Source organism: Chitinophaga fulva, from assembly GCF_012927205.1.
Lineage (GTDB): Bacteria > Bacteroidota > Bacteroidia > Chitinophagales > Chitinophagaceae > Chitinophaga > Chitinophaga fulva.
In genome coordinates this window covers 368,611-393,276 of sequence record NZ_JABBGC010000003.1, presented here as the reverse complement: position 1 = coordinate 393,276, position 24,666 = coordinate 368,611, and the positions used below count along the sequence as shown (strand labels likewise).

General features: G+C 49.7%; 20 protein-coding genes and 1 tRNA gene. 10 read left to right on the top strand and 11 right to left on the bottom strand.

Translation table 11 applies throughout. The annotated features are described in order from the left end of the window. Window positions 1-66 precede the first annotated feature (66 nt). The 5 genes from HHL17_RS24885 to HHL17_RS24865 are packed head-to-tail and all read left to right on the top strand — an operon-like array spanning window position 67 to window position 3,965. Entirely contained in the window at window positions 67-711 is a 645-nt protein-coding gene (locus HHL17_RS24885) for a methionine biosynthesis protein MetW (RefSeq protein WP_169227555.1), read from the top strand. Between the two features lie 9 nt (window positions 712-720). After that, on the top strand, window positions 721-1,722 hold the full coding sequence (locus tag HHL17_RS24880) for a glycosyl transferase (RefSeq protein ID WP_169227554.1): 1,002 nt from the start codon (window positions 721-723) through the stop codon (window positions 1,720-1,722). A gap of 9 nt (window positions 1,723-1,731) precedes the next feature. After that, a complete protein-coding gene (locus HHL17_RS24875) occupies window positions 1,732-2,103 on the top strand; it encodes a sugar 3,4-ketoisomerase (protein ID WP_169227553.1) in 372 nt (123 codons plus the stop codon). 6 nt (window positions 2,104-2,109) lie between these two features. Beyond that, entirely contained in the window at window positions 2,110-3,195 is a 1,086-nt protein-coding gene (locus tag HHL17_RS24870; RefSeq protein ID WP_169227552.1) for a DegT/DnrJ/EryC1/StrS family aminotransferase, read from the top strand. An 11-nt stretch (window positions 3,196-3,206) separates the two neighbouring features. Then, a complete protein-coding gene (locus HHL17_RS24865; protein WP_169227551.1) occupies window positions 3,207-3,965 on the top strand; it encodes a glycosyltransferase family 2 protein in 759 nt (252 codons plus the stop codon). A gap of 249 nt (window positions 3,966-4,214) precedes the next feature. On the opposite strand, the gene HHL17_RS24860 is transcribed toward HHL17_RS24865, so the two are convergent. Next, a complete protein-coding gene (locus tag HHL17_RS24860) occupies window positions 4,215-6,722 on the bottom strand; it encodes a YfhO family protein (protein ID WP_169227550.1) in 2,508 nt (835 codons plus the stop codon). A gap of 62 nt (window positions 6,723-6,784) precedes the next feature. On the opposite strand from HHL17_RS24860, the gene HHL17_RS24855 reads away from it, so the two are divergent. Continuing rightward, window positions 6,785-7,066: a hypothetical protein gene (locus tag HHL17_RS24855; protein ID WP_169227549.1), complete on the top strand. Its 282-nt coding sequence runs from the start codon at window positions 6,785-6,787 to the stop codon at window positions 7,064-7,066. Further along, window positions 7,067-7,876 (top strand): queuosine precursor transporter, encoded by an 810-nt coding sequence (locus HHL17_RS24850; RefSeq protein ID WP_169227548.1) that lies wholly within the window; start codon window positions 7,067-7,069, stop codon window positions 7,874-7,876. It abuts the gene before it with no gap. Here the strand turns inward: HHL17_RS24850 and HHL17_RS24845 are convergent. From HHL17_RS24845 to HHL17_RS24820, 6 genes are all read right to left on the bottom strand, one after another. Next, entirely contained in the window at window positions 7,873-8,325 is a 453-nt protein-coding gene (locus tag HHL17_RS24845) for an NUDIX domain-containing protein (protein ID WP_169227547.1), read from the bottom strand. The two genes, HHL17_RS24850 and HHL17_RS24845, sit on opposite strands and share 4 nt — an antisense overlap. Before the next feature lie 4 nt (window positions 8,326-8,329). Then, window positions 8,330-8,971 (bottom strand): class I SAM-dependent methyltransferase, encoded by a 642-nt coding sequence (locus HHL17_RS24840; protein ID WP_206156167.1) that lies wholly within the window; start codon window positions 8,969-8,971, stop codon window positions 8,330-8,332. Between the two features lie 63 nt (window positions 8,972-9,034). Then, window positions 9,035-11,980 (bottom strand): T9SS type B sorting domain-containing protein, encoded by a 2,946-nt coding sequence (locus tag HHL17_RS24835; protein ID WP_169227546.1) that lies wholly within the window; start codon window positions 11,978-11,980, stop codon window positions 9,035-9,037. A 46-nt stretch (window positions 11,981-12,026) separates the two neighbouring features. Continuing rightward, window positions 12,027-12,965 carry a magnesium transporter CorA family protein gene (locus HHL17_RS24830; RefSeq protein ID WP_169227545.1) on the bottom strand — a complete coding sequence of 313 codons (939 nt, stop codon included), beginning with the start codon at window positions 12,963-12,965 and terminating at the stop codon, window positions 12,027-12,029. A gap of 22 nt (window positions 12,966-12,987) precedes the next feature. Next, on the bottom strand, window positions 12,988-13,773 hold the full coding sequence (dapF, locus tag HHL17_RS24825; protein ID WP_169227544.1) for a diaminopimelate epimerase: 786 nt from the start codon (window positions 13,771-13,773) through the stop codon (window positions 12,988-12,990). 384 nt (window positions 13,774-14,157) lie between these two features. Then, complete coding sequence (locus HHL17_RS24820; protein ID WP_169227543.1) at window positions 14,158-15,039, bottom strand: nucleoside phosphorylase; 882 nt, start codon at window positions 15,037-15,039, stop codon at window positions 14,158-14,160. Between the two features lie 197 nt (window positions 15,040-15,236). Here HHL17_RS24820 and HHL17_RS24815 point away from each other — a divergent pair. Then, window positions 15,237-15,307 (top strand) — tRNA-Cys (locus HHL17_RS24815). A gap of 327 nt (window positions 15,308-15,634) precedes the next feature. Further along, window positions 15,635-16,117, top strand: a complete 483-nt coding sequence (locus tag HHL17_RS24810) for a GNAT family N-acetyltransferase (protein WP_169227542.1) — start codon at window positions 15,635-15,637, stop codon at window positions 16,115-16,117. Between the two features lie 43 nt (window positions 16,118-16,160). On the opposite strand, the gene HHL17_RS24805 is transcribed toward HHL17_RS24810, so the two are convergent. The 3 genes from HHL17_RS24805 to HHL17_RS24795 form a co-directional block, all read right to left on the bottom strand. Next, window positions 16,161-17,465 (bottom strand): Gfo/Idh/MocA family protein, encoded by a 1,305-nt coding sequence (locus HHL17_RS24805; RefSeq protein ID WP_169227541.1) that lies wholly within the window; start codon window positions 17,463-17,465, stop codon window positions 16,161-16,163. Window positions 17,466-17,554: 89 nt separating this feature from the next. Beyond that, entirely contained in the window at window positions 17,555-19,072 is a 1,518-nt protein-coding gene (locus HHL17_RS24800; RefSeq protein WP_169227540.1) for a sigma 54-interacting transcriptional regulator, read from the bottom strand. A 31-nt stretch (window positions 19,073-19,103) separates the two neighbouring features. Further along, window positions 19,104-20,198: a vWA domain-containing protein gene (locus HHL17_RS24795; protein ID WP_169227539.1), complete on the bottom strand. Its 1,095-nt coding sequence runs from the start codon at window positions 20,196-20,198 to the stop codon at window positions 19,104-19,106. 201 nt (window positions 20,199-20,399) lie between these two features. On the opposite strand from HHL17_RS24795, the gene HHL17_RS24790 reads away from it, so the two are divergent. After that, window positions 20,400-21,245: a sugar phosphate isomerase/epimerase family protein gene (locus HHL17_RS24790; protein ID WP_169227538.1), complete on the top strand. Its 846-nt coding sequence runs from the start codon at window positions 20,400-20,402 to the stop codon at window positions 21,243-21,245. Between the two features lie 103 nt (window positions 21,246-21,348). Here HHL17_RS24790 and HHL17_RS24785 read toward each other — a convergent pair whose 3' ends face one another. Beyond that, window positions 21,349-24,582 carry a glycosyltransferase family 117 protein gene (locus HHL17_RS24785; RefSeq protein ID WP_169227537.1) on the bottom strand — a complete coding sequence of 1,078 codons (3,234 nt, stop codon included), beginning with the start codon at window positions 24,580-24,582 and terminating at the stop codon, window positions 21,349-21,351. Window positions 24,583-24,666 lie beyond the last annotated feature (84 nt).

Below are 24,666 nucleotides of genomic sequence, written 5' to 3'. Positions count from 1 at the left end.
CATTAAGTGGTGGCGATTTGGCTGTAGCACTGATTTTCGGCTTCCAACGATCAAAATATCACATTCATGCGCAATGACAACCGGAATTATGACTATTCGGGAATTCCAGTCAACAGAAGACCAGAATACAGTAAGATCATCAGTTTACTGGACAAAGGAAACAAGGTATTGGACCTGGGCTGCGGCAATGGTTTGCTGATCGAGGCTATGCAACAGGAGGCGCAATGTCGCTGTAAAGGCATGGAGCTTTCTGAATCCGGTGTAGAGATATGCCGGCAGAAAGGACTGGAGGTGATGGTGGGGCGTATCGATGAAACGTTGCCCTATGGAGATAATGAATTTGATGTGGCGGTATGCAATGTAACTATCCAGATGGTGATGTACCCGGAGAAGTTATTGGCAGAAATGAAGCGGGTTTCCCGCCGTCAGATCATCTCATTTCCTAACTTTGCCTACTTTATGAACCGCCTGGACATGCTCGTTAATGGCAGAATGCCCACCCGGATGCTGTTTGGCTACCGGTGGTACAATACCGGCCATATTCACCAGCTGTCTGTACGCGATTTTAATGAACTGCTGCAGGCCGTAGGCGGGCTGCACATGAAAAGGAAGCTATATGTGTCGGCGGGCTTTGGGCTGATTGATGCGCTTGGAGGCCTGTTTCCCGGATGGTTCCGCAAAACCATTATCCTGGAAACGGAGAAGGAATAAAACCTGATTATGAACGAAAGAGATACTACATTATATTACTGTACACTGTTCGACAGCAATTATTTGTCCCGTGGGCTGGCCATGTACACTTCGCTGGCGGCTGTATGTTCCGATTTCCACCTGTACGTTTTTGCTTTTGACGACAAATGTCTGTCTGTATTACGGAAGATGGCGCTGCCACACCTGACGGTGATTTCACTGGCAGAATTTGAGGACCCGGAGCTGCTGAAGATAAAACCTACCCGCAACCGGGCGGAATACTGCTGGACCTGTAGCTCTTCCACCATTTTGTATTGTATTCAACAATTTCAGTTGCCGCATTGTACTTACATCGATGCGGACCTGCTTTTTTATAACGATCCCCATGTGCTGATGGAGGAGATGGGTAACCATTCCGTGATGATCACCGAGCATCGTTATACGCCCCGGTACGATAAAAGTAAGTTAAGCGGCAAGTATTGCGTACAGTACATCACTTTCCGCAACAACCGCTGGGGCATGGAAGCTTTGCAGTGGTGGGTTAATGCCTGTCTCGACTGGTGCTACGACCGGCATGAAGATGGTAAGTTCGGTGACCAGAAATACCTGGACGACTGGCCTTCCCGCTTCCTGAACGTATGGGTGATGGAAAACCTGGGCGGAGGCCTTGCCCTCTGGAATATCCAGCAGTACGACGTATTTAAAAACGGGGACCGGCTGCGTTGCCGCGAAATCAGTACCGGAAAGGAATTTGATCCGATATTTTATCATTTCCATTACCTGAAGTATTTTACCGATAATACCATAGAACTGGGCAGGCGTATTATCACGCCGGCCGTAAAAAAGCTGTTCTATGAACCATATATCCTGGAACTGGAAGCATGCAAGCGAAGAATACAGGCGGTAGATCCGTCTTTCGACCCGCATGGCTCCAGACCACGGCCGTCAGGCCTGAAAGCCACGTTGGTCACCATCTGGCGTAAACTCAGAAATGTTTATCATATATATCCACTGAAGGAATCCGGGATTTAAATACAACGTATGGCACATATCATCAATCTGACAACACACAGTGATAAACGGGGGAACCTTACCGTCATCGAAAAACAGATCCCTTTCTCTATCAAAAGGATCTTTTATATCTATGGCGTGGATGATTCCGTAAGGGGAGGCCACCGCCATCATAATACTATTCAGGCGGCCATCTGCGTGCATGGCAGCTGTATCGTGTCTAACAACAGTGGCAAAGGAGAGCAGACCGACTTCGTGCTTGACCATCCCAACAAATGCCTGATACTGGAACCGGAAGACTGGCATACCATGCACCACTTTACGCCCGATGCAGTATTGCTGGTCATGGCGTCCACTCCTTTCGACGCGGCGGATTATATTTACGAACCTTATGACAACTGATAGGTTATGATCGATTATGAGAACCTGGGCTTACTGAACAAGCCTTTCTTTGACGAATTCAAGGCAGCTTTCAACGATACGCTGGAAAGCGGCTGGTATATACTGGGCAATAAAGTAAAGGATTTTGAATCCGCCTACGCACAATATCACGGTGTAAAACATTGCCTCGGGCTGGCCAACGGCCTCGATGCGCTGATCCTGAGCCTGCGGGCGTTCAATTTTGCCCCTGGCGATGAAGTGATCGTGCCTTCCAATACGTATTTCGCTACTATCCTGTCTATCGCACAGTGCGGACTGAAACCCGTGCTGGTGGAGCCGGATATCAACACGTACAATATTGATCCGGAGAAGATTCCCGCAGCGATCACGCCCCGTACCCGTGCCATAATGGTGGTACACCTGTACGGCAAAAGCTGCGAGATGGACAAGATCATGGCCATCAAGGAAAAACACAACCTGGTGCTGATAGAAGACTGTGCGCAATCACATGCCGCCACTTTCAAAGGGCAGCTGACTGGTACTTTCGGGGAGTTTGGCGCATTCAGCTTTTATCCGACCAAAAATCTCGGCGCCCTGGGCGATGCCGGCGCTGTTCTCTGTAATGATGATGAGCTGGCCACTGCCATCCGCCGGCTGCGCAACTATGGCTCTGATGTAAAATATTACAATGAGGTAGTAGGCTACAATTCCCGCCTGGATGAAGTGCAGGCTGCTTTCCTGAGCGTGAAGTTCAAATACTTGGCACAGATCACCGAACATAAACGGAAACTGGCCGATATCTATCATCAGGGACTGAAAAATGATTTTATCAAACCGGTGGTGCATCCTGATTATTTTGATGTGTACCATATCTATAATATCCGCCATGAACGCCGGGACGAACTGAAACAGTTCCTGCTGGACAACGGCGTAAAGACAGATATCCATTATCCGTTACCGCCGCATCAGCAGAAAGCCATGAAAGGCATTATTGATGGTGATTCGTACCCGATCTCAGAAGAGATACACCGTACCACCCTGAGCCTGCCATGTTCCTACTGCCATACTACAGCAGATATTGAAAAAGTAGTGGAAGTGATCAATAAATTCTAAAGTCTATAACTGTGACGGATAAACGATCATCGGCGGTTGTCAGTATTATTACCGTATGTTACAATGCGGGCAGATTTATTGAAAGCACCATCAAAAGTGTGCTGGCGCAAACGTACCCGCATATCGAGTATATCATTGTAGATGGTGCCTCGAAAGACAATACGCTGGAGGTGATAGCGCCGTACCGCTCTCAGATCGCGCGGGTGGTGTCAGAGAAAGACAACGGTCTGTATGATGCCATGAACAAGGGTATGCAGCTGGCTACCGGCGAATATCTGTTGTTCCTCAATGCAGACGATGTCCTCGCAGATAATACGGTGATAGAAAAAATGATGCACACCTGTCCGGATGCGGATGTGTATTACGGAGAAGCGATGTTCATCGATGAACAGGGGAATGAACTGGGCCTGCGGTCTGAACAAACGCCGCACCAGGTGCCGGCGCAGCTCAACTGGAAAAGCCTGAAACATGGCATGGTGGTGTCTCATCAGGCGTATATCATACGCAGGAAGTTGAGCCCTCCTTATGACCTTCAGTACAAAGTATGTGCGGACATTGACTGGATGATCAGAACATTAAAAGCCTCCCGTAATATTTGCAATACGCACATCATCGTGTCAAAATTCAGGGTGGGCGGCACTTCCAAACAACGGCAGCAGCTGGCGTGGAAGGAGCGTTACAAGATATTGAGCCGGTATTACGGTCATATACCTAATTTCACGCATCACTTGTTTATAGGGATAAGGTATATCTTCTCGAAAAAATATTAATTGATATTCCGTGTTCCCAGGGCTGAAGCCCTGGGCTAAGATGTCATTCAGGCGTGTTTCAATGGCCAGTGCCTATAGCTGACCACATTAAACCTTCCTGTGTTACATTGTAGAGGAATACCACAATTTATGGATACAGCATCCTTAAAAGCCTAAAAAAACATCTTGGCCCAGGGCTTCAGCCCTGGGAATAAACAAAAAAGGGCAGGCCGTTTGGACCTGCCCTTTTTTGTTATGTTATGCCGAATTTTATACGGCGGTTTTTTCTTCCTTTTTACCTGCACCGATGATCTCCCATATAAATGAACCAATTACCACCAGCACCAATATGATGGAGGTAACGGATGAAATTTTCTGGGCTGTGTAGAAAGTAGCCGGCTCGAATTTCAGGTCGATTTTATGTTGGCCAGCCGGTATTTTCAGGCCACGCAGCGCGTAGTCCACCCGTACAATATCTGTCTTTTTACCATCGATATAAGCGTTCCAGCCAGCGGGGTAGTAGATCTCGGAGAATACGCCGAGGCCTTCCTGTGAGTTGCTGGATGTGTATTCCAGGCTGTTGAGACTGTATTTGGTGAGTTTGATGGCAGCGTTGCTGTCTGTAGCGGCAGGCTGATAGTTAGCGCCGAGTTCTTTCGCAAAACGTTTATCCACTACAGCGGAATCTTTTGTATGCAGGTAATCCAGCGTTTTCATTTCCGTATTAGCATCAGGCGCCCATACGATACCTTTTACAAACCATGCGTTACCGTTAGCGTCCGGGTTGCGTTGCGCTACAGGTTGACCGCTTTTCTGGTCCGGGACAATAAAGTATTTCGTGTTGAGCATGTTGAGTACGCCTATGTTGTTCTTGGAGATCTGATGGGTGATCAGGTCCTGGTAGATCCACAGTTTGGCAGGGCTGTAGCCACCGATATTTTTGTGGAAGTAAGACGGGATGGCGTCATTAAACGGATCGGAGGTGAGATTGAACACACGATAGTATGGGTCCGGGTCCTGTTTGATTTGCAGATCAGCGGCAGATGGCTGGAATGGTGCATTCATCGCTGATTCATCCACGTAGCTGTCTTTACCGAGGTAGTTACGGTCTACCTGTACCAGGTCTATCGCTACCGCTGCAACGATGATCAGTGCAGCAGGTTGCCATTTCAGTTTATCTTTCAGGTAGGCCCAGATAGCGCCGGCGGCAATCAGGATAAACACCAGTGAGCGGATGCTGTCTTTCAGCAGCAGGGAGCTACGGTCTTTTTCCAGTGCGCGGACCATCAGTTGCGCATTTTCTTTGCCACCCAGCATTTGAGCAAAGTAGCCCAGCATGGTTTCGTCGCTATGGCCGCTGAAGTTCATGAACATGCTGCCGAGGATACCGATCACGACGATGATACCACCGGTGATGTAGATGGCCTGTTTCAGTTTTTTCAGCAGTACGTCTTTGCTGTGTTTGCCGTTGGCTACTTCCTGCAATGCCCAGCAGGCCAGTATCACAAATGTGAGCGAAGGCAGTACCAGCGCCTGGGCCGGGGCTCTGAATTTATTGTATAACGGCAGGTGATAGAAGAGGAAGTCGTTGATAAAGCCGAGGTTTTTACCCCATGCGAGGATAAAGCCTACGAGGGTAACGGCCAGCAGCCACCATTTTTGCCAGCTGTCCACTACCAGCAGGGAGAGGATGAAGAGGAAGCAGATGATGGCGCCTACGTATACAGGGCCGGAAGTACCTCTTTCCTGTGCACCGTAGTACAGCGGGAATTTCATCTGTTCCATGTATTGTTCCACCTGGGCAGCCGGAGCGCCGAGGCTTACCATTTGTTCATACACGTGGGAGCCGGTGCCCAGTTTCTGGCCGGAGGAGTTGCCCACATAGCCAGGAATCATGAAGGTAAAGGATTCCGGGATGCCGTAGCTCCATTCGAAAGCATAGTCTTTATCGAGACCGGTGGATTTATTTTCTTTCGCATCTTCTTTACCCAATGTCAGTTCAGACTTGCTGCCGCGCATGGTATAGTCGGTGTATTCTTTTACAGGCAGCAGGTTGTCTGCGGCAGGCAGTACACCCAATACGCCGGCGATGGCCAGTAGTACGGAGGCTTTGAAGAACTGCGGTATGGTCTGTGTTTTATACGCATGGATGAATGCGCCCACTACCAGTATGAGTATCATGATCAGTGTATAGTAGATCATCTGGAGGTGGTTGTTGTAGATAAGCAGGCCGGTGGCAAGGGCGGTGAGGCCAAAGCCGCCGATCAGGCGTCCGCGGTAGGTGAGGATGATACCGGCCAGTACAGCGGGCATCAGCGCGATGTCGTACATCTTGGTGATGTGTCCTACATCGATCAGGATCACGTTATAGGAACAGAAGGCAAAAGCGATGGCGCCCATGATCCGTATCCAGTATTTAAAGTCCAGGATACAGGCGAGGAGGTACATGCTGATCATAGCGAGAAACAGCATGTTAACAGGGGAGGGCAGGCCGAGGGGAACGATTTTGTTCACGAGGGTGAGCGCGTTTTTGCCGGGGCCGGTGTAGATCACATAGGACGGCATCCCGGAGAACATGCTGTTAGTCCACAAGGGGGCTTCACCTGTCGCTTCATAAAAGTCCCTCGCCTCTTTGGCCATTCCGTTTACGTTCATCATGTCGCTCTGGTTTACTATCTTGCCTTCCAATACAGGAGAGCAGTAAACCGTTGCCAGCAATATAAAGATGCCAATTGCTGCCAGATGCGGAAGAATGGCTTTTAGCCAGTTTTGCTTCATCGGATATCTTGTATTTAGTTTTAAAGGAACAAAAATAACTGTAATTTATCCGAAATTTCAATATGCGTTGGATTCGATTTGTGTTAAAATTTGCATTTATCTGCAACCTGTGCTTTATTTTGGGGCAGTTGCTCCGGATCACCGCATATGACCACAGACTGGACGTAGTGGTGGAACATGTGCTGGTATTGGGCGTGGGTGTGGCGTTTCCCCTGAACCTGGTCGTGTGCCTGATCACCGCGGTATTGCTGATGTTGAAAAAAATACAGTGGAAACAGTTACCGCCGTGGTTATTCCTGTGTAATGTAGGTATTTTAATATTTCAACTTATAGTCTCTTATTAAATGGTCAAGCAACTATTAAATGATAAGCCTACACGGCTTTTTGTCATATTTGCCAGCTTTTTTGTAGCCAATGCGCTGATAGCGGAATGTATCGGTGGCAAATTGTTTTCACTGGAACGCTTATTCGGACTGCCCGTACATACGTTCTCCCTGTTTGGGGAGAGTGGTTTGTCCTATACCCTGACTGCGGGTGTGTTACTATGGCCACTGGAGTTTGTGATGACAGACATTGTGAATGAGTTTTATGGGCCAACAGCGGTGCGTCGTATCTCTTATACGGCGGTAGCGCTGATTTCCTATGCGTTCCTGATGTTTTTTGTGGCGATGCGGGTACCGGCTGACAGCTGGTGGATAGGCAGCAGCAGTGCTGAAGGTGTACCGGACATGCAGAAAGCGTTTGTCGGGATTTTCGGACAGGGTATGTGGATCATCCTGGGCAGCCTGTCGGCTTTCCTGATAAGCCAGATCGTGGATGTGACCGTGTTTCACCGGATAAAAAAACGTACCGGTGAAAAACATGTATGGTTACGCGCTACCGGGTCTACCATTGTATCACAGCTGGTAGACAGTTTTATCGTATTGTTTATTGCGTTTAAAGTGGGTAAGGACTGGAGCTGGCAGCGTGTGCTGGCGATCTGTATGGTTAACTACAGTTATAAATTCGTAGTGGCGGTAGCGTTAACTCCGCTGATTTATTTACTGGAACACCGTATTGTGCGTTACCTGGGCCATGATACGGCTGCCCGTATGAAGGCGGCCGCTATGGGCAAGGAGGAAATGCCGGTAATGGACGTGGTGCCGCACGACTAATAGCGTGCTTTCACCATGTCTGCCACTACTTTATCGATTGGGAGGGTAACGGCTTCGGCTGAAAAGTCCTCCCAGTTGATCCAGCGTGCATATTCTACTTCAGATACCCCTTCCGGCACCTTGAAATCAAATGGTTTGTTGAGTGTTTGTGCGGTAAAGGGAGATAATGGTTCCACCAGATAATAGATGGAGATGATCTGTGTTTCGTTGTCGAATGCGGAGATCTGAAAAAAATCGGTGGTATAGATATGTTCTACCACGCGAACATCCTGTGCCAGTTCCTCTTGCCATTCCCGTACCATACATTCCAGTGTGCCTTCCCCGAATTCGAGCCCGCCACCTGGGAATTTGGTATAGTAACCACCACGGATATATTCGTCTGTTACCAGTACCTGTTTACGGTCATTGATCATAATGCCGTAAACACGTACGTTGAATCCTGTTTGCATATGCTTACTTAACAGCGTCGATGATGATAGAAGTGTAGACAGGCTTGCCGTCGATATTTCTTTCGTCGTAACGGATAGAGCGGTGTATCATGCCTTCAGATTTGTTCCATTCATTAAAATGGAATTCACCGTTTTCGTCGTAATACTCCAGCAGCTTCACTTTAAAGCCGGCTTCCGTCAGCAGTTGGCTCATGAGTTTGTAGGTGTAGAGGACTTTATGGTCGTCTGCGCCCCAGCCAGCGCCGCCAGGTTTTACGTTGTTGATATAATCGGCATCCGGATGGAAACCATCGGGAACGGCTATACGCAGGTAGCCGCCTGGTTTAAGATAACGGTAGCAGGTACGTGCACCGGTGAGGCCCTGTTCGTAGGTGAGGTGTTCCCACACGTGCTCAGCCAGGAAAACGGACACCGAAGCGTTGGGAATGTATTTGTTCCAGGAGTCAGGGTCCAGCAGGTTGAACTGGTCTACTTCCGTAGGAATCCATCCCTGTTCAAACACAGAACTGGCACCGATGACCAGTTTCCAGTCAGTCGTATCTTGAAGCGATTTTATCAGTTTCTTTTCAGCAGAGGCGGCTTTCATGGCGTTGTAGCCACTCAGCGCTTTGGCTTTTCGTATGATATTTTTTAACAGAGCTGCCATGGGCGGAGATCAGGTTATAATTTTAATCCGGGTGTAAATATAACAGAATAAAGTAAGAATACGCTACAATAACAGGGCCACAGTACCCTTCAGCTGCATTTCCTGGCCCAGCATGTTACGATAACGGACTTGATAGACATAGGATCCCACCGGCTGTAATTGCCCGTGGAACGTACCATTCCAGCCTCTTTTAGGATCTGTTGTCTGAAATATACATTCTCCCCAGCGATTATAAATGCTGAATTCCATCAGCTGCTGACCGTGATAATTAAGAATTCTGAAAATATCGTTTTTCCCGTCTCCATTGGGAGAGAAGGCATTCGGCAGGAATAATTCCGGGGAACATTCTGTTACAGTGACCCAGGACGTTGAGGAGCCGCACTTGTTTTTAACGGTTACCTCATAACGGCCGGCCTGATAAGCGGTGAAAACAGCGCGCGTAGAGCCATCCTGCCACAGGTAGCTGTCAAACCCTGTCCCGGGTGAGAAGACAATAGGTTTGTTATCAAACAGACAAGTGTCCGGCCCCAGGTTAATCACCGGTGCGTATTTCACATTCACTTTGGTATGAAAAACGCTGTCGCAGCCCAGCCAGGTGGTATAGCGAACGGTGTAATCGCCGGCCTGCGTGACCATGGTGCCATCCTGCAAACGAACAGAAGCACCATTGCAGATTTCCTGCGTATCGTTGAACTGATAAGCAGGAGCATCAGTCAGGACAGTCGTGATAATGCTGTCGCAGCCATGAACGGACTGCAACCGGGAGATATAGGTACCCGCCTGGGTAACCACCTTGTTGTCGGGCAAGCGGTAAGGCGTACCGGGACAGTGTATTTTATCTTCCGTCACAGCATAGGTGTCCCATACGGTAAGGGTAGTAATGATAATACTGTCGCAATGCCGTTGGGTCTGTAAGTTGGAGGTATATATACCAGACACTGCTACACGGCGGCCATCGGGCAGCAGATAACTATCTCCGTTGCAGATGCTGGCTGTTTTATTAATATGATAATCAGGATAGTCCACGACATGTGTAAGGATGATGCTATCACAACCATACTGCGATGTCAACACTGTTGTATAGTCTCCGGCGGCTGTTACCAGTTTCCCGTCCGGAAGCAGGATAGATGCGTTTTTGCAGATACCGGTATCTACACTTACGTTGTATGACTGATTGGCCAGTATGGTAGTGGTGATAATACTGTCGCAACCGGCGGTCGTCCGGAGCGATGAGGTGTAGACGCCAGTAGTATTTACAGGGCGGCCATCGGGGAGCGTATAGTAGGCGCCATTGCACAGCTGCTGGGTTTCAGCTATAGCGTAGGCTTTTAGTACAGTAAGATGTGTATGGATCGTACTGTCACAACCAAAACGAGTAGTGAATTTACTCGTATAGTCGCCGCTGGTGTTGACTTGCCGGCCATCGGGTAATTTGAAAACGATGTTGGAGCAGACGCTGGTATCTACATCGATGGAATAAGGCTGATTCAGTGTAATGGTGGTGGTGATGATACTATCGCAGCCGGCTTTGTTTTTCAGGTTGCTGGTGTAAACGCCGGCAGTCTGCACTACACGTCCGTCGGGCAACTTATAGGAATTGTTGTTGCACAGGCTGACCGTTTCGCTGCGAAGATCGGGCTGTAGGATATGAATCACACGGCTGACGGTATTGTTATGACAGGGGCCTGTTGTTTTCAGGGTCACGGTATAAGTGCCAGCCAGGGCATAAGTATGCGTGGGCTGTGTGGCGGTGGAAGTCTGACCGTCTCCGAAATCCCAGCTGATAGTAATGATATTGGCGGTGCTATTGGGCGTAAACTGTGTAACAGCATTCAGGCAGGTATCTTTCACCGTAAAACTGTTGGCGTCGTACACATAGCTGCTCATCAGGGTGGGCAGGCCCAGTTTGGCGCCGGAGGGACGTACGCTCAGGGCATTTTCCTGGAAGTTGCAGGCCAGTCCGGGTACGTCGGGATTGTGAATGATACTGATGCCATCGGCTGGTCTGTCGTAACCTGCTTCTCCGGCCACATATATCTGCCCGTCGGGCGCCAGTTGGAGTGATCCGTAGTTGATGGTGGGAGAGTGGCTGATCAGGACCCTCGACGCGTTGATGTCCGTAGCGGTAAGATCGTACTGGTAGAGATCGCGGCCATTGGTGGCGGTCACATAAATCAGTTTACCGCCGGGGGCGTACTCCATGCCGTAGCCCTGATTTAGTCCGGTCAGTGCCGCCACGGGGCCTGTAATGGCGCCGGTCTGGTTGTCGAACTTGAAAATTTCCGTGGTGGAGGTGGTGGATGTGGCGGTGTTGCCTTTTACATGGGTGAGCCATTGCCCGTCCGGCGATACTTTCAGGCAGCCGATGGTTTCCCAGCCAGTGTCATCCTTGATGATTTGTCCAATGTTGTAAAACTGCGGTGTGCCAAGGCCCGCAGCAGTGAGTGGCCATACATAGAATTTATTATCGCCTTTGGAGTGGGAGATGACCCAGAAATCCGTGTTGTTACAGTGTTTGGTGGCCATGACCTTTTCCGTGCTGAGGTAGTCGGGGATAAGGGAGATATTTTTGGCAGTGGGGACAATGTCTCCCAGGCCATTATGCAACGACATATCTACCAGCGAACTGCGCATGCCAGTACCTTCAGCAGATGTGAAAACATAGTATTGTCCGGGGTGGCCGGGGTAGGGGACCGCGATGGCCGACTGGCTGGCGGTGTAGTTGCCCATAAGGCCATAGCCATTGGGCATCACGTTGTGGGATGCATCCCATATCATTGTTCCTTCCGTATAGAAAAGCAGTTTACCGTTGGCATCGGACACGGTGGCTACTCCCTCACGGGTCTTCAGCTTACCGTCCAGCAGCAGTTTGGGAGGAAGGGTATTAAAATCCAGTCCGGCGTAGTCGCCGAAATACCAGATGTTGCCCTCTTTCTGGGCAGCGCTGGTGAGTGGTTGACAGATCACCCATATAATCAGGGTGAAGCAATAGATGATGCGTACAGGCATAGGTGCGTATAGGGGAATAAAGACTAATCTGACGCAGATTACAGGCCTAAAACCACTTCCTTTTCATGAAATACATGCTAATGATCACGGAAATCACGATAGAGAGGATAATAGGTATGTAAAAAGCGTGTATGCTGTGCTGATAGGGAAGTTCTACGTTCATACCGTAGATACTGGCCACCAGCATGGGAAAAGTAAGGATGATCGTAATGGAGGTCAGCCTTTTCATCACCACGTTCAGGTTGTTGGAGATGATACTGGCGAAAGCGTCCATGGTGCTGCTGAGGATGTTGGTGTAGATATTGGCCATTTCAAGCGCCTGGGAGGTGTCTACGATCAGGTCATGCAGGAATTCCTTTTCATCTTCATTGAGGCCGAGGAAGTTGGTCCTTTCCAGTTTCATCAGCAGCAGTTCGTTGCTGCGGAGGGCGGTGACGAAGTAAACGAGACTTTTCTGGATACGCATGATGGCGAGCAGCTCTTCATTCCTGTTGGAGTCGTAGAGTTTAGCTTCCAGCATGTTTCTGCGTTGGTTGATTTCTTTGAGGTAATCGAGGAAGTTGACCACCACTTTCTCAAAGATTTTCAGCACCATCATGTTCCTTTTTTCAGGAGAGCGGTTATGGAAAGTGTCCAGGAACCTTTTGATGGCCGCGTTATCAAAGGAGTTGACCGTCAGGATCTGATTATGCGTGAGGATGATCACGATCGGGATGGTGATGTAATAGGCATCGCTTTCATTGATGGAGTTGTTCTCCGTGGGTGTTTTGATAACGATGAGTTTTACATTGTTTTCCAGCTCGTAGCGTGATTTTTCGTCGATATCGAGCGAGTCGGTCAGGAAGTCCAGCGGTATGTCCAGTGCTTCGGAGAGCTGTTCAAACTCAGCTTGTTTCAGCGGAGGGGTGATGTTTACCCAGGCGTCGTTTTCAGGCGCCTGGATAGCCACTGTCTTGGAATCTATGTTTTTGAAGTATTGGATCATCTGCAGGGGTAAAAAAGCGTTATCAACCAATGGTTATTTGTCCTTCAAACACCAGGGTGGCGGGGCCACAGAGCCAGATGTTGGAAAAGGCGCGTTCTCCGGTACGGGTAAAGCGTACTTCCAGTTGTCCGCCGAGTGTTTGAACGGGGACTACATATTCTTTCTCTTCTTTTCCGGCGAAGGTAATAGCGGCGGCAGTGACGCCGGTTCCGCAGGAGTAGGTTTCATCTTCCACTCCTCTTTCGTAGGTACGTACGAAGATACCGTTTTCGAAAGGCTGCACGAAGTTGACATTGGTGCCTTCTGACGCAAAACGTTCATTGTAGCGTATCTGGCGGCCTTCATCAAATACATCTACAGCTTGTACATCATCCACATATTTTACAAAATGCGGGGAGCCGGTGTTGAGATAATAATGCAGCGGGCCTTGTTCCACAAAGTCCACGTCCTGCATTTTCAGGTTGACCCAGTTCTCGCCGTCCATGGTGGCTTCATGTTCGCCATCTACCGCGATAAAATACAGGTTGCCGTCACCCACGCCCATTTTATTGGCAAAAGCAGCGAGGCAGCGGCCTCCGTTGCCACACATAGAACTTTCGCGGCCATCGGAGTTATAATATTTCATGGCGAAGTCGTAGTCTTCACTTTTGTTGAGGAGCATCAGGCCGTCGGCACCGATGCCGAAACGGCGGTCGCACAGTTCGTTCACCTGTTCGTTGGTGAGCCAGTCATACTGCCCTTGCCGGTTGTCCATGATAACGAAATCGTTGCCGGTACCCTGGTATTTATAGAAATGGATCTGTTGCATAAGGCAAAGATAGAAAAGAATGTATTTGGTTTCCCCGGGCTGCGGCCCGGGGGAAAAAATATTAACGGGAAATTGATAATCCCGGCATCAATCCCGGCTATCAATCGGGGTGTCAATTATGGCGTTAATCCCTGTATTAATCATGGCATTCCGGCGTCATTCATGTTGTCCCAGGGCTGAAGCCCTGGGCTAAGATGTTCTTCAGGCTTGTTTTACGGGCCGGTGTCCATAGCCGGCGGCTTTAAGCCTTTTCATACTACATTGTAGATGAATGCCACAAATGATGGAACCTGCATCCACCAAAAGCTTGAATAACATCTTAGCCCAGGGCTTCAGCCCTGGGATGCCGGAAAGGGACGAATATATGCGATGCGGAATGGATTTTTATAACCCCGCAATGATACCGAGACCTTTCTGTATCAATGCTTCCACAGCGGCGGCGCCGTCTTTCGTGAATTCCTGGCGGATACGGTTGGCCACAATAGCGCTGATGGACAGGCATTGGTGGCCCAGTACGCAGCCCATACCATAGATGGCAGATGTTTCCATCTCGAAGTTGGTGATGCGGTGCCCTTCATAAGAGAAGCCCGTGAGGTTGTCGATCAGGTTCGGGTTTGATAGCGGTCCTCTCAGCATGCGTCCCTGTGGGGCATAGAAGCCCGGGCAGGTAACGGTGATGCCTGTATGAAATCCGTCGGTGAAGCGTTGGCGCAGGTCTTCGCCGGCGGCGAAGAGGCAGGGATTGGCGCCGCCGGGTTGCAGTGCTACCTGGCCGCGGAAAGCTTCCAGCAGTTGTTTTTCTGCGGTTGTATTTTCAAAAGCATAGTAGGCCATGAGGTTATCGAGGCCAAGGCCATGGGAAGAAACCACGAAGCTGTCTACCGGAATGCTGTCCTGCAATGCGCCGGAAGTGCCGAGGCGGATGACTTGCAGGGAAGTCAGCTGGTCTTTCACGAGGCGTGTCTGAAAGTCGATATTGACGAGAGCATCCAGTTCATTGAGCACGATATCGATGTTATCTGTACCGATGCCGGTAGATACGACAGACAATCTTTTATTTCCGATATAACCGGTATGGGTAACAAATTCGCGGTGTTGCGATTTGTGTTCTATTTTGTCGAAATGTTTGGTCACAGTTGGAACACGGTCCGGGTCGCCTACGGTGATGATGGTGTGGGCCAGTTCTTCCGGTCTTACATCCAGGTGATATACCGCTCCACGGCTGTTGATAATAAGCTCAGATTCAGCAATACGTTTATTCTCCATGTTATTAATTTTTAATTCAACATTCCTTGTTGGCACCTCAATATTCCCACGTTCTGTATAATTATCAAAATATTTTTTTAGATATTTTTTAAATAATATTTGGTGGTTATCAGAAATTTGCTACTTTTGCAATCCCACAAAACGACGGGGACGCCCGCTGAAGGCAAGCATCAGCAAGTGTTTAAGTCGGATTGTACGGTTCCGTGGCCGAGTGGCTAGGCAGAGGTCTGCAAAACCTCGTACAGCGGTTCGAATCCGCTCGGAACCTCAGATGGGATAGTAAGAAGCCGCTCTTGTAGCGGCTTTTTTTATTGCCCATGGCTGCTTTTAGGGCATTTTGTGCTGTTGGAAAAGTATTGAAAGGCGGGTATTGGTGGCCGTTTGTTATACCATTGTTTTACCATGTTTTGTTTCTTATCCAGTCATTATTTTTTCTCTGAAAATTAATTTTTTGTTTGATCGTTTACGTATGAAAATGTCGTAAATTGCTTATCCCGCAAAAGTTTGGGGGTGTTCCCGGAAACCAGTCAGAGAGATAGGAACGCCCTATTCCGGAAGGCTTTTGCACTTTCCCGATAATTCTAAAAGTGTGGCGATGACAGAGATCACTAAAGTAACCGCAGCAGATACCGGAAGCCTCGAACAGGTAAAGCTACTTTTCAGAGAATATGCCAACTGGTTAAATGTTGACCTTAGCTTTCAACGGTTTGAAGACGAGATGGCCGAGTTGCCAGGTGCGTATTCCGCCCCCAGCGGCGCCCTTTTACTGGCCAAAGTAGATGGCCAGGTGGCAGGATGCGTGGCTATCCGTCCTTTTGACAACACGACCGCCGAAATGAAACGCCTTTTTGTAAAAGACGCTTTCAAAGGCCATGGTGTAGGCAAAGCATTGGCAGCTGAGGCGATTGAAGAGAGCCGTAACCTGGGCTATAAACGTATTCTGCTTGATACGCTGGCGCATATGCGTCCGGCGATTGAATTGTATACGTCGCTGGGATTCCAGCCTATTGCTGCCTATTACGACAACCCTATCAGCAGCGCGGTATACCTGTCACTGAGCCTGGAGAAAGCTTCCTGATCAGTGGCGGGCGAAGGAGCCGTCGCCGGCCCCTTCGCATATATCAGCCGATAGGCGGCAGTTTGTACCCATTATGATATCCGGCAGCCAGCATTTGATTGGCGTCGCTGTCGGTAAACTGCTTTGTGTGTTTGTCCCAATATAATTTTTTCCCGGTCCTGAAGGCGATGTTCCCCATTTGTGCCACGGTAGCGATATGCGCGCCTGCCTGCACCGGCGTGCGCAGATCATCGAGGCGGCGTGAACGGACTACATCGATGAAGTTCTGCGTATGCAGCGTGAGACCATTGTCTACCGCTTTCTGGCGGGGAACGGCTTCCATTTTGTCTTTTTCAGGGATCACTTCCCATCCGCCGCGGTCCAGTACCAGCGTGCCGTTATTGCCGATAAAGGCAATACCATGGTCACGCCCGTACGGGCCGCCATTGATGCCCTGTGCCTGCTCCCATTGAATATTGAAGCCATCGAATTCATACACGGTGGTGAGGGTGTCCGGTGTTTCTGCGGCATCGTCGGGATAAGCAAACTTGCCCCCGGCGGCCATCACGGATTTGGGCGTTTCTGCTTTCATGCCCAGCAGGGCATAGTCGAGCAGATGCACGCCCCAGTCGGTCATCAGGCCACCGGCATAATCCCAGTACCAGCGGAAATTGAAATGGAAACGGTTGGCATTAAAAGGGCGCTCTTTGGTGGGACCGAGCCAGGCTTTATAGTCTACGCCGGCAGGAGGGGCGCTGTCAGGAACTACCGGGATGGACTTCATCCAGCCCATATAAGCCCATGCTTTTACGAGGCGCACCTGTCCCAGTTTGCCGGAATGCACAAAGGCAATGGCATCTTTAAAATGCTGCTGGCTGCGTTGCCACTGGCCTACCTGTACGGCGCGGTGGTGCCGTTGTTGTGCGGCTACCATGGCGCGGCATTCCATGATGGAATTGCCTAACGGCTTTTCCACGTATACGTCTTTACCGGCGGAGCAGGCGTCTGTCATCTGGAGGCAATGCCAGTGGTCCGGTGTGCCGATGATCACGGCATCGATGGACTTGTCTTCGAGCAGCTTACGGTAATCACTATACGCTTTTACCTTGATGCCTTGTTGAGAAAGCTCGGCTACGCGTTTGTCCAATACGTTGCGGTCTGCATCGCATAGCGCCACACACCGTGCGGCGAGGTGTTTGAGCATGGCGGTGAGGTCGGACCATCCCATCCCGTTGATGCCGATGGCGGCGATGCGGACACGGTCTGACGGGGCTACTGCCCGTAAACCGGCTGGCAGCATGGACACCAGGCCGGCGCCGCCCGCCAGGGCGGACGCGGAACGGAGGAAGTCCCTTCTGGAGTGTTTCATAAGTGGAATTTTATCTCAACAAAATAATAAAAAATAACAAAGGCTGGTCAGGAAAGACCAGCCTTTGTCGTCAGACTTATTTATAAAGATCAGAATTCTGGTTCGTCGCTGTTATCCTCATCATCGTCGTTGCTCAGGCTGAAGTTCATCATGGTGCCCAGCAGATCACTGAAACGGGTATCATTTTCTCCCACTTTTTTGCTGATGAGGGAATAGGATGCCAGTCCATGCAGCACGAATTCCATCAGCAACAGGGCCTCGCGGTTATTGGCCTGCGGGAAACGGGCCTTCACCATATCTCTCAGCCCTTCTACTTTATTGAGGGTGTTTTCGTACTGTTTGTCGCTGATATCCTGCATCAGTTGCAGGGAGTTGCCTTTGTCGAACCACTGGATAACGCTGCGGTACGGGTTTTCCACGGGCACGGCCTGTTTCCTTTTCTTGAAGGAATCGGGATTGGGGAAGTAGGTGGCGAAGAGCGTGCGGATGGACTTGTCGAGCAGGTTGTGCGCTACCTGTAACGGTCCTTCTTGTTCACCTTCGTACACCAGTTCTATTTTACCGGTGATGGCCGGAATAATGGACATCAGGTCGGCGATGCGTACGTGTGTTTCTTTTTCCTTGTTGATGATGGCGCGTCTTTCTCCGGAGCTGACAGCATTTTCAAAGGCAGCGATAGTGAGACGGGCGGAGACGCCGCTTTTTTTGTCTACATACTCGCTGTTGCGCGCTTCAAAGGCTACCTGTTCTATAAGGCGTTTCACCATATCGGAGATGGCTACACGGGCTTCCTGGTCGGTATGGATATCGGCTTCCTGTTCGGTGATGAGCAGGGAGTTTTCCACGCTTTTCGGGTAGTGGGTGATGATCTGGCTTTCGATCCTGTCTTTCAGCGGTGTCACGATAGAGCCGCGGTTCGTATAGTCTTCCGGGTTAGCGGTGAAGACAAACAGGATATCCAGTGGCATCCTTACTTTGAAGCCACGGATCTGTATATCGCCTTCCTGGAGGATATTGAACAGGGCTACCTGTATACGTGCCTGGAGGTCGGGCAGTTCGTTGATGACGAAGATGCCGCGGTTGGAGCGGGGAATGATACCAAAGTGAATGGCGCGTTCGTCCGCATAGCTGAGTTTTTGATTGGCTGCCTTGATCGGGTCAATATCACCGATCAGATCGGCCACGGACACGTCCGGCGTGGCGAGCTTTTCGGCGTAGCGGTCTGCGCGTGACAGCCAGGTGATAGGCGTTTTATCGCCTTTTTCCGCGATGAGGTCACGCGCGTAGCGTGACAGCGGCTGGAACGGATCATCATTGACTTCAGAGCCTTCCACGATGGGAATGTATTCATCGAGGAGGTCTATCATCTGCCGCGCCATGCGGGTTTTAGCCTGACCGCGGAGACCGAGGAACAGGATATTGTGCCGGGAGAGCAGGGCTCTTTCGGTGTCTGGTATGACCGTATCTTCGTAGCCAATAATGCCGGGGAAGGAAGTTTCTTTTTTCTGCAGTTTTTTGATCAGGTTGCGTCTGATTTCCTCTTTGACTGAAACGGGTTGATAGCCACTCTTTTTCAGTTCACCTAACGTCTTAATGCTCGTGTCCATGTTTAAAAGTTACGCAATTCCTTGCCGGTTTTTAGAATAATTTTCGTTTCCCGTTTTCGAAGTCGTAGAACAGGAACTGGCCCAGGTTGTCAGTACCGGAGAAAAAGGCTTTACCGTTGTTGGTTTCTGTAAACTCCTGTACGAATTTCTGCAGCCATGGATCTGTGGCCACCATGAAGGTAGTGATGGGTATTTTCAGTTTTTTGCATTGAGCGGCCAGGTTGAGTGTCCGGTTGAGGATTTTACGGTCCAGGCCGAAGCTGTTTTTGTAATATTCTTTCCCGATTTTCAGACAGGTAGGTTTCCCGTCGGTGATCATGAAGATCTGTTTGTTGGGATTACGGCGCCGCCGCAGCAGGTCCATGGCCAGTTCCAGGCCAGCCACCGTATTGGTGTGGTAGGGGCCTACTGTCAGATAGGGAAGGTCTTTGATCTCCACCTGCCAGGCATCGTTACCAAAAACAATGATGTCCAGCGTATCTTTCGGATAGCGGGTAGTGATGAGTTCACTAAGGGCCATGGCCACTTTTTTGGCTGGCGTGATCCTGTCTTCTCCGTACAATATCATAGAGTGGGAGATATCGATCATCAGGGCGGTGGAAGTCTGGGTTTTGTAATCAGTTTCCTTGATTTCCAGGTCATCCTGATGAATGGAGAAGCTGTCGATACCGTGATTGATCTGGGCGTTGCGGATAGAGGCGGTCACATCGAGCTGATCGATGCTGTCGCCGAATTCGAAGGGCCTTGTTTCCGCGTTGAGCTCGTCGCCCATGCCTGATTTCCGGATATTGTGATTTCCGACAGTGGATTTTTTGAGTTTTCCGAAGATCTCTTCCAGGGCATTTTTACGGATAGTTTGTTCCGTTTTGGAGGTGAGTTCTATTTTGCTGGTTTCCTCGTTTTCCTTCAGGTATCCTTTTTCTTTCAGCTCCTGAATGAAGTCGCCCAGGCCATACTCATCGTTGGTCAACCCAAATTCCTTATCCAGTTCCGTGAGCCACTGCATGGCTTCTGTAACGTCTCCGCTGGTATAGGTGAGTAGTTGGGTGAAGAGGTCCAGCAGCTTCTGGAAAGGAGATCGGGTATCATCGTCCGGTGTGAACCGGGAAAAAGTTATTCCTCTCATAGCACAAAAGTCAAATCAAAGTTCGTTACTAAAATTAGCGAAAAAATATTTCCCATGGGTACTCCATTTCCGTGCGGGGTTTTATGATTCCGTTAAGCCTCCCGGAAAAGGGCGGTGGTAGGGGTTTTTGAGGAGAAATGACCGGAACTCTTGTATTTTCCGTTGAAAGCTATTACTTTCAATCATCAAAAAAATAACAATATGAAAAAACTGAGAAATGCATGGCTGCTGGCGGGAGGTTTAGCGGTGGCAATGTTTGCACAGTCTGCTAAAGGCCAGGCCAGGGCAGATGCATTGGGCTGGAAACTGGGTGCCCAGGCATGGACATTCAACCATTTTACGCTGGCGGAAGCGCTGGACAAAATGGACAGCTGCGGTATCCAGTACGTGGAAGCCTTTCCGGGCCAGACCATCGGCGGAGGAATTGAAGGCAAACTGGACTACCATATGTCTCCCGACAAACAGGAAAAGGTAAAAGAGCTGTTTAAAAAGAAACACAAGGTGCTGATGGCTTTTGGCGTGGTAGTGCCAAATTCTGAAGCGGAATGGCGCATGCTGTTCGACTTCGCCAACAGGATGGGCATCCAGAGCATCACCAGTGAGCCGCAACCGGAGTACCTGGACCTGATCTCTTCCCTGTGCGATCGCTACAACATCAAACTGGCGATCCATGACCACCCGAAACCAAGTCCTTACTGGAACCCTGAAGCCGTGCTGAAAGCCATCGAAGGCAGAAGCAAATTAATGGGCGCCTGTGCGGACATCGGTCACTGGGTACGTTCCGGCCTCGATCCGGTAGAATGCCTGAAGAAACTGAACGGCCACATTGTAAGCCTGCACTTCAAGGACCTGAATGAAAAATCTGAAAAAGGGCATGACGTGATCTGGGGCAACGGTGTTTGCCAGATACCCAAAGTACTGGAGACACTGAAAGCACAGAAGTTTAAAGGTCTTTTCTCTGCAGAATATGAGTACAACTGGGACACCAACGTACCGGAAGTAAAAGAAAGCGCTACTTTCTGGAGAACAATGGTGAGCAACCTGTAATTATTTAGTTTTTCCAATAAACTTAAAGCCCCTCTGGTCCGGTATCATCCGGTTGCCAGAGGGGCTTTAAGTTTATTGGAAATTTTGGTATTTCGTTATTTGATTATTTGGAAGAATCGGGAGCTGCTTGTGGAACAGCGTTGGAATCTCCGGTATTGATGTTTTGCATGCCTTCACGGGCGTGTTGGCCACCGGGGCCGAAATCCACCTTCATACGTTCCAGCCATTGAACGAACTGTTCAGCGGTCTGTCCGTCACGTTGCAGGTCGGAAGTCAGTCTGCTGGCAGGCAGGGACTGGTAGTAGCGGATTTGCTGCTGGCAGTCTTTGATGATCTGGCTGCTCAGTTCTTCTGCGCGTTTTACATCACCGGCAATGTAGTGTGCGTACACTGTTTGCAGGGACGTATAGTTGTGCATGTTACCTGGTGTGGTCATCGCATACGGGAAGTTTACTTCCTTCAGGTTTTTGTCCATATAGGTGAGCACGGAGATGGCGCTGTCTTTGGAAGCACCGCCCTGTGTCATGGCCACGCTGAGGCGGGTGTAGGACTGACGCAGGTAAGTCAGCATTTTGCGGTTCGGTTCATCGAAGTAGGTACCTACTGTTTGAGCGCCACCGAAAGCGAATTTGTGCATCAGGTTTTCATACATTACCCCTACGTTGGCGTTGATGTCCATACCTAACGGGTCGGTAGCTGTTGGTTTAGGCATCGGAACCAGGTGGTAAGCCAGACCATCAGTTTGCAGGTAATCATTCAGACCGAGGTCAGTAGGGCTTGTGAAATAGATCGGGCGTTTCCAGTTATTGGTAGCGATGATATCGTAAACAGCCAGGTCATTTTTCAGCAGGTAGCTTTTGGTGATTTTGATAGGCACCTGTGGCAGGATTTTATCTGCTTCTTTAGCGCCAACAACACCGTATTTGAGCACTTCTTCCTTGTTAACCGGGATAAACAGCTGGCGGGTAGGCAGGAAGTTTTCAGCGCCACCGTCCTGTGTGTTTATCTTGTTGTGTTCATCATCGCTTCCCATGAAGTCCATGATGTCTTTCAGGTTGAAGTATTTATCAGCCGGAATATTTCCCGGATCGAAGAAACGGATGTAGTTGCGGTTTTCGCCCTGGTATTTGTCTGGTGTCCAGCTCATAGGTACGGCCGGGCTTTGGTTTACCATTCTGCGTTGTTGATCGATGTACCAGTCCACACCCAGGAGGCTGAGGTTGATCACCCTGATATCAGGACGGATGCCTTCCACTTCCTGTGCATACCACAGCGGGTAGGTATCGTTATCACCTACGGTAAAGAGGATGGCGTTAGGCTGGCAGGATTCGAGGTAATCTTTCGCGATATCGCGGGCGATGTATTTGGTAGAGCGGTCGTGGTCATCCCATTCCTGAGCGGCCATCAGTACCGGTACTGCCAGGAGGCACAGGGCGGTAGCGAGGGTGGGAGCCAATGCGCTCTTGGTTTTCTTTTTCAGGAAGTTGTATACGGAGAGCACCCCGAGACCGATCCAGATAGCGAAAGCGTAGAAAGAGCCTACATAAGCGTAGTCACGTTCACGTGGTTGGTTACCGGCCTGGTTGAGGTACAGTACGATCGCGATACCTGTAAAGAAGAACAGGAGGGCGACTACCAGGGTATCTTTACGATGATTGTTGTATTGGAAGAAGAAACCGATGATACCGAGGATGAACGGCAGGAAGAACAGCGTGTTGTGTGCTTTGTTGTCTTTCAGGCTGTCCGGCATCATGCTTTGGTCGCCGTAGATCAGGTTATCGATGAAGGGGATACCGGAGATCCAGTTACCATCACGAACGTTGCCATAGCCCTGGGTATCGTTTTGTTTACCAACGAAGTTCCACATGAAGTAGCGGAAATACATGAAGTTCATCTGGTATTGTACGAAGAACTTGATGTTATCACCGAAGCCAGGTTTTTCGTTGGCTTCCAGTCCGAGCCAGGAGCGGTAGAAGTCCGCGTGGCCCTGATCGTTGCTGGCGTCCCATACGCGAGGGAACAGCATCATATCATCGGAAGCGTATTTAGGCTCCATTTTTTTGCCGGCCACCACGTATTTTTTAGTGCCGCGGGCGTAGATGTTGCCGCCTTCCTCATACCGTTCGGGGCGGGCGGTGAACACCTGACCATAGATCAGGGGGAAATCGCCATATTGTTCGCGGCCGAGGTAACCTACGAGGGAGATCGGGTTGTCCACGTTGTACATATCTACAGAAGGATTGGAAGTAGAACGTACCATGGTGGTGATATACGTAGAGTATCCGAGGAGTGTAAAGAGGATGAAGAGGATGGTCAACCGGCTGAAGTGCAGTGTTTTTCCAGCGTCCAGTTTAATGCCGAAAGCTTTTATCAGCGTAGGGATGAGCAGGAAGAACGCAGCCAGTAATACTTTAAAGAATACCACGCCGCCGCTGGTGTCGTTGTAGGCCGGTATCAGGATAACAGAAGCAATAACGATCAGCGGCGCATACAGGCCGAGTTTTGCTTTTCTGTAACCCAGTGCGAGTACCACGGTGATAGCGAGGAAATAGAAGATAAACCCGGAGAAGTAGCCCATGCCGAGGTTATTGACGAAGATAACGTCCATATAACCGGAGGCTTTTACCGTATCCTGGATCAGGTATTTCTGGATCATACCGGTGACAGCGCAGCCGATAAGGAAAGCCCAGAAAGTGCCCCATGCAGTAGGTTTGAATCTTCTGAAGTAGTACACCATTACGATGGCCGGGATGGTGAGGAGGTTGAGCAGGTGCACCCCGATGGAGAGGCCCAGGAGGTAAGCGATCAACACGATCCATCTGTCGGCATAAGGTTCGTCGGCCTCATGTTCCCATTTGAGGATGGCCCAGAACACGATGGCGGTGAAGAAGGAGGACATACCATATACTTCACCTTCCACAGCGGAGAACCAGAATGAATCAGAAAAGGTATATGCGAGGGACCCTACGATACCGGCGCCCATGATAGCGATCATTTTCTCACGGGAGATTTCTTCACCGGCTTTGACCATTAGACGACGGGCGAAGTGCGTGATGGTCCAGAAGAGGAACAGGATGGTGAAACCACTGGCGAGGGCAGTCATGGTATTTACGCCCAGGGCCGCCTGTGAGGGTTTCAGGAACATGCTGAAGAGTCTTCCGAGCAACACGAACAGGGGTGCTCCGGGAGGGTGGGGGACTTGTACTTTGTACGCACTGGAAATAAACTCGCCGCAGTCCCATAAGCTGCCCGTGGCCTCCATAGTCATAATGTAAACAGAGCAGGCTATGATGCAAATCACCCAGCCAACTATGTTGTTGGTCCTTTTAAAATTCATAAGGTTGTTTTAAGGTCCGACAAAAATATAAAAAGTAGCAAATTATGCTAATCTGCCGAACAGTTTTAACTTTTTGTAAATATC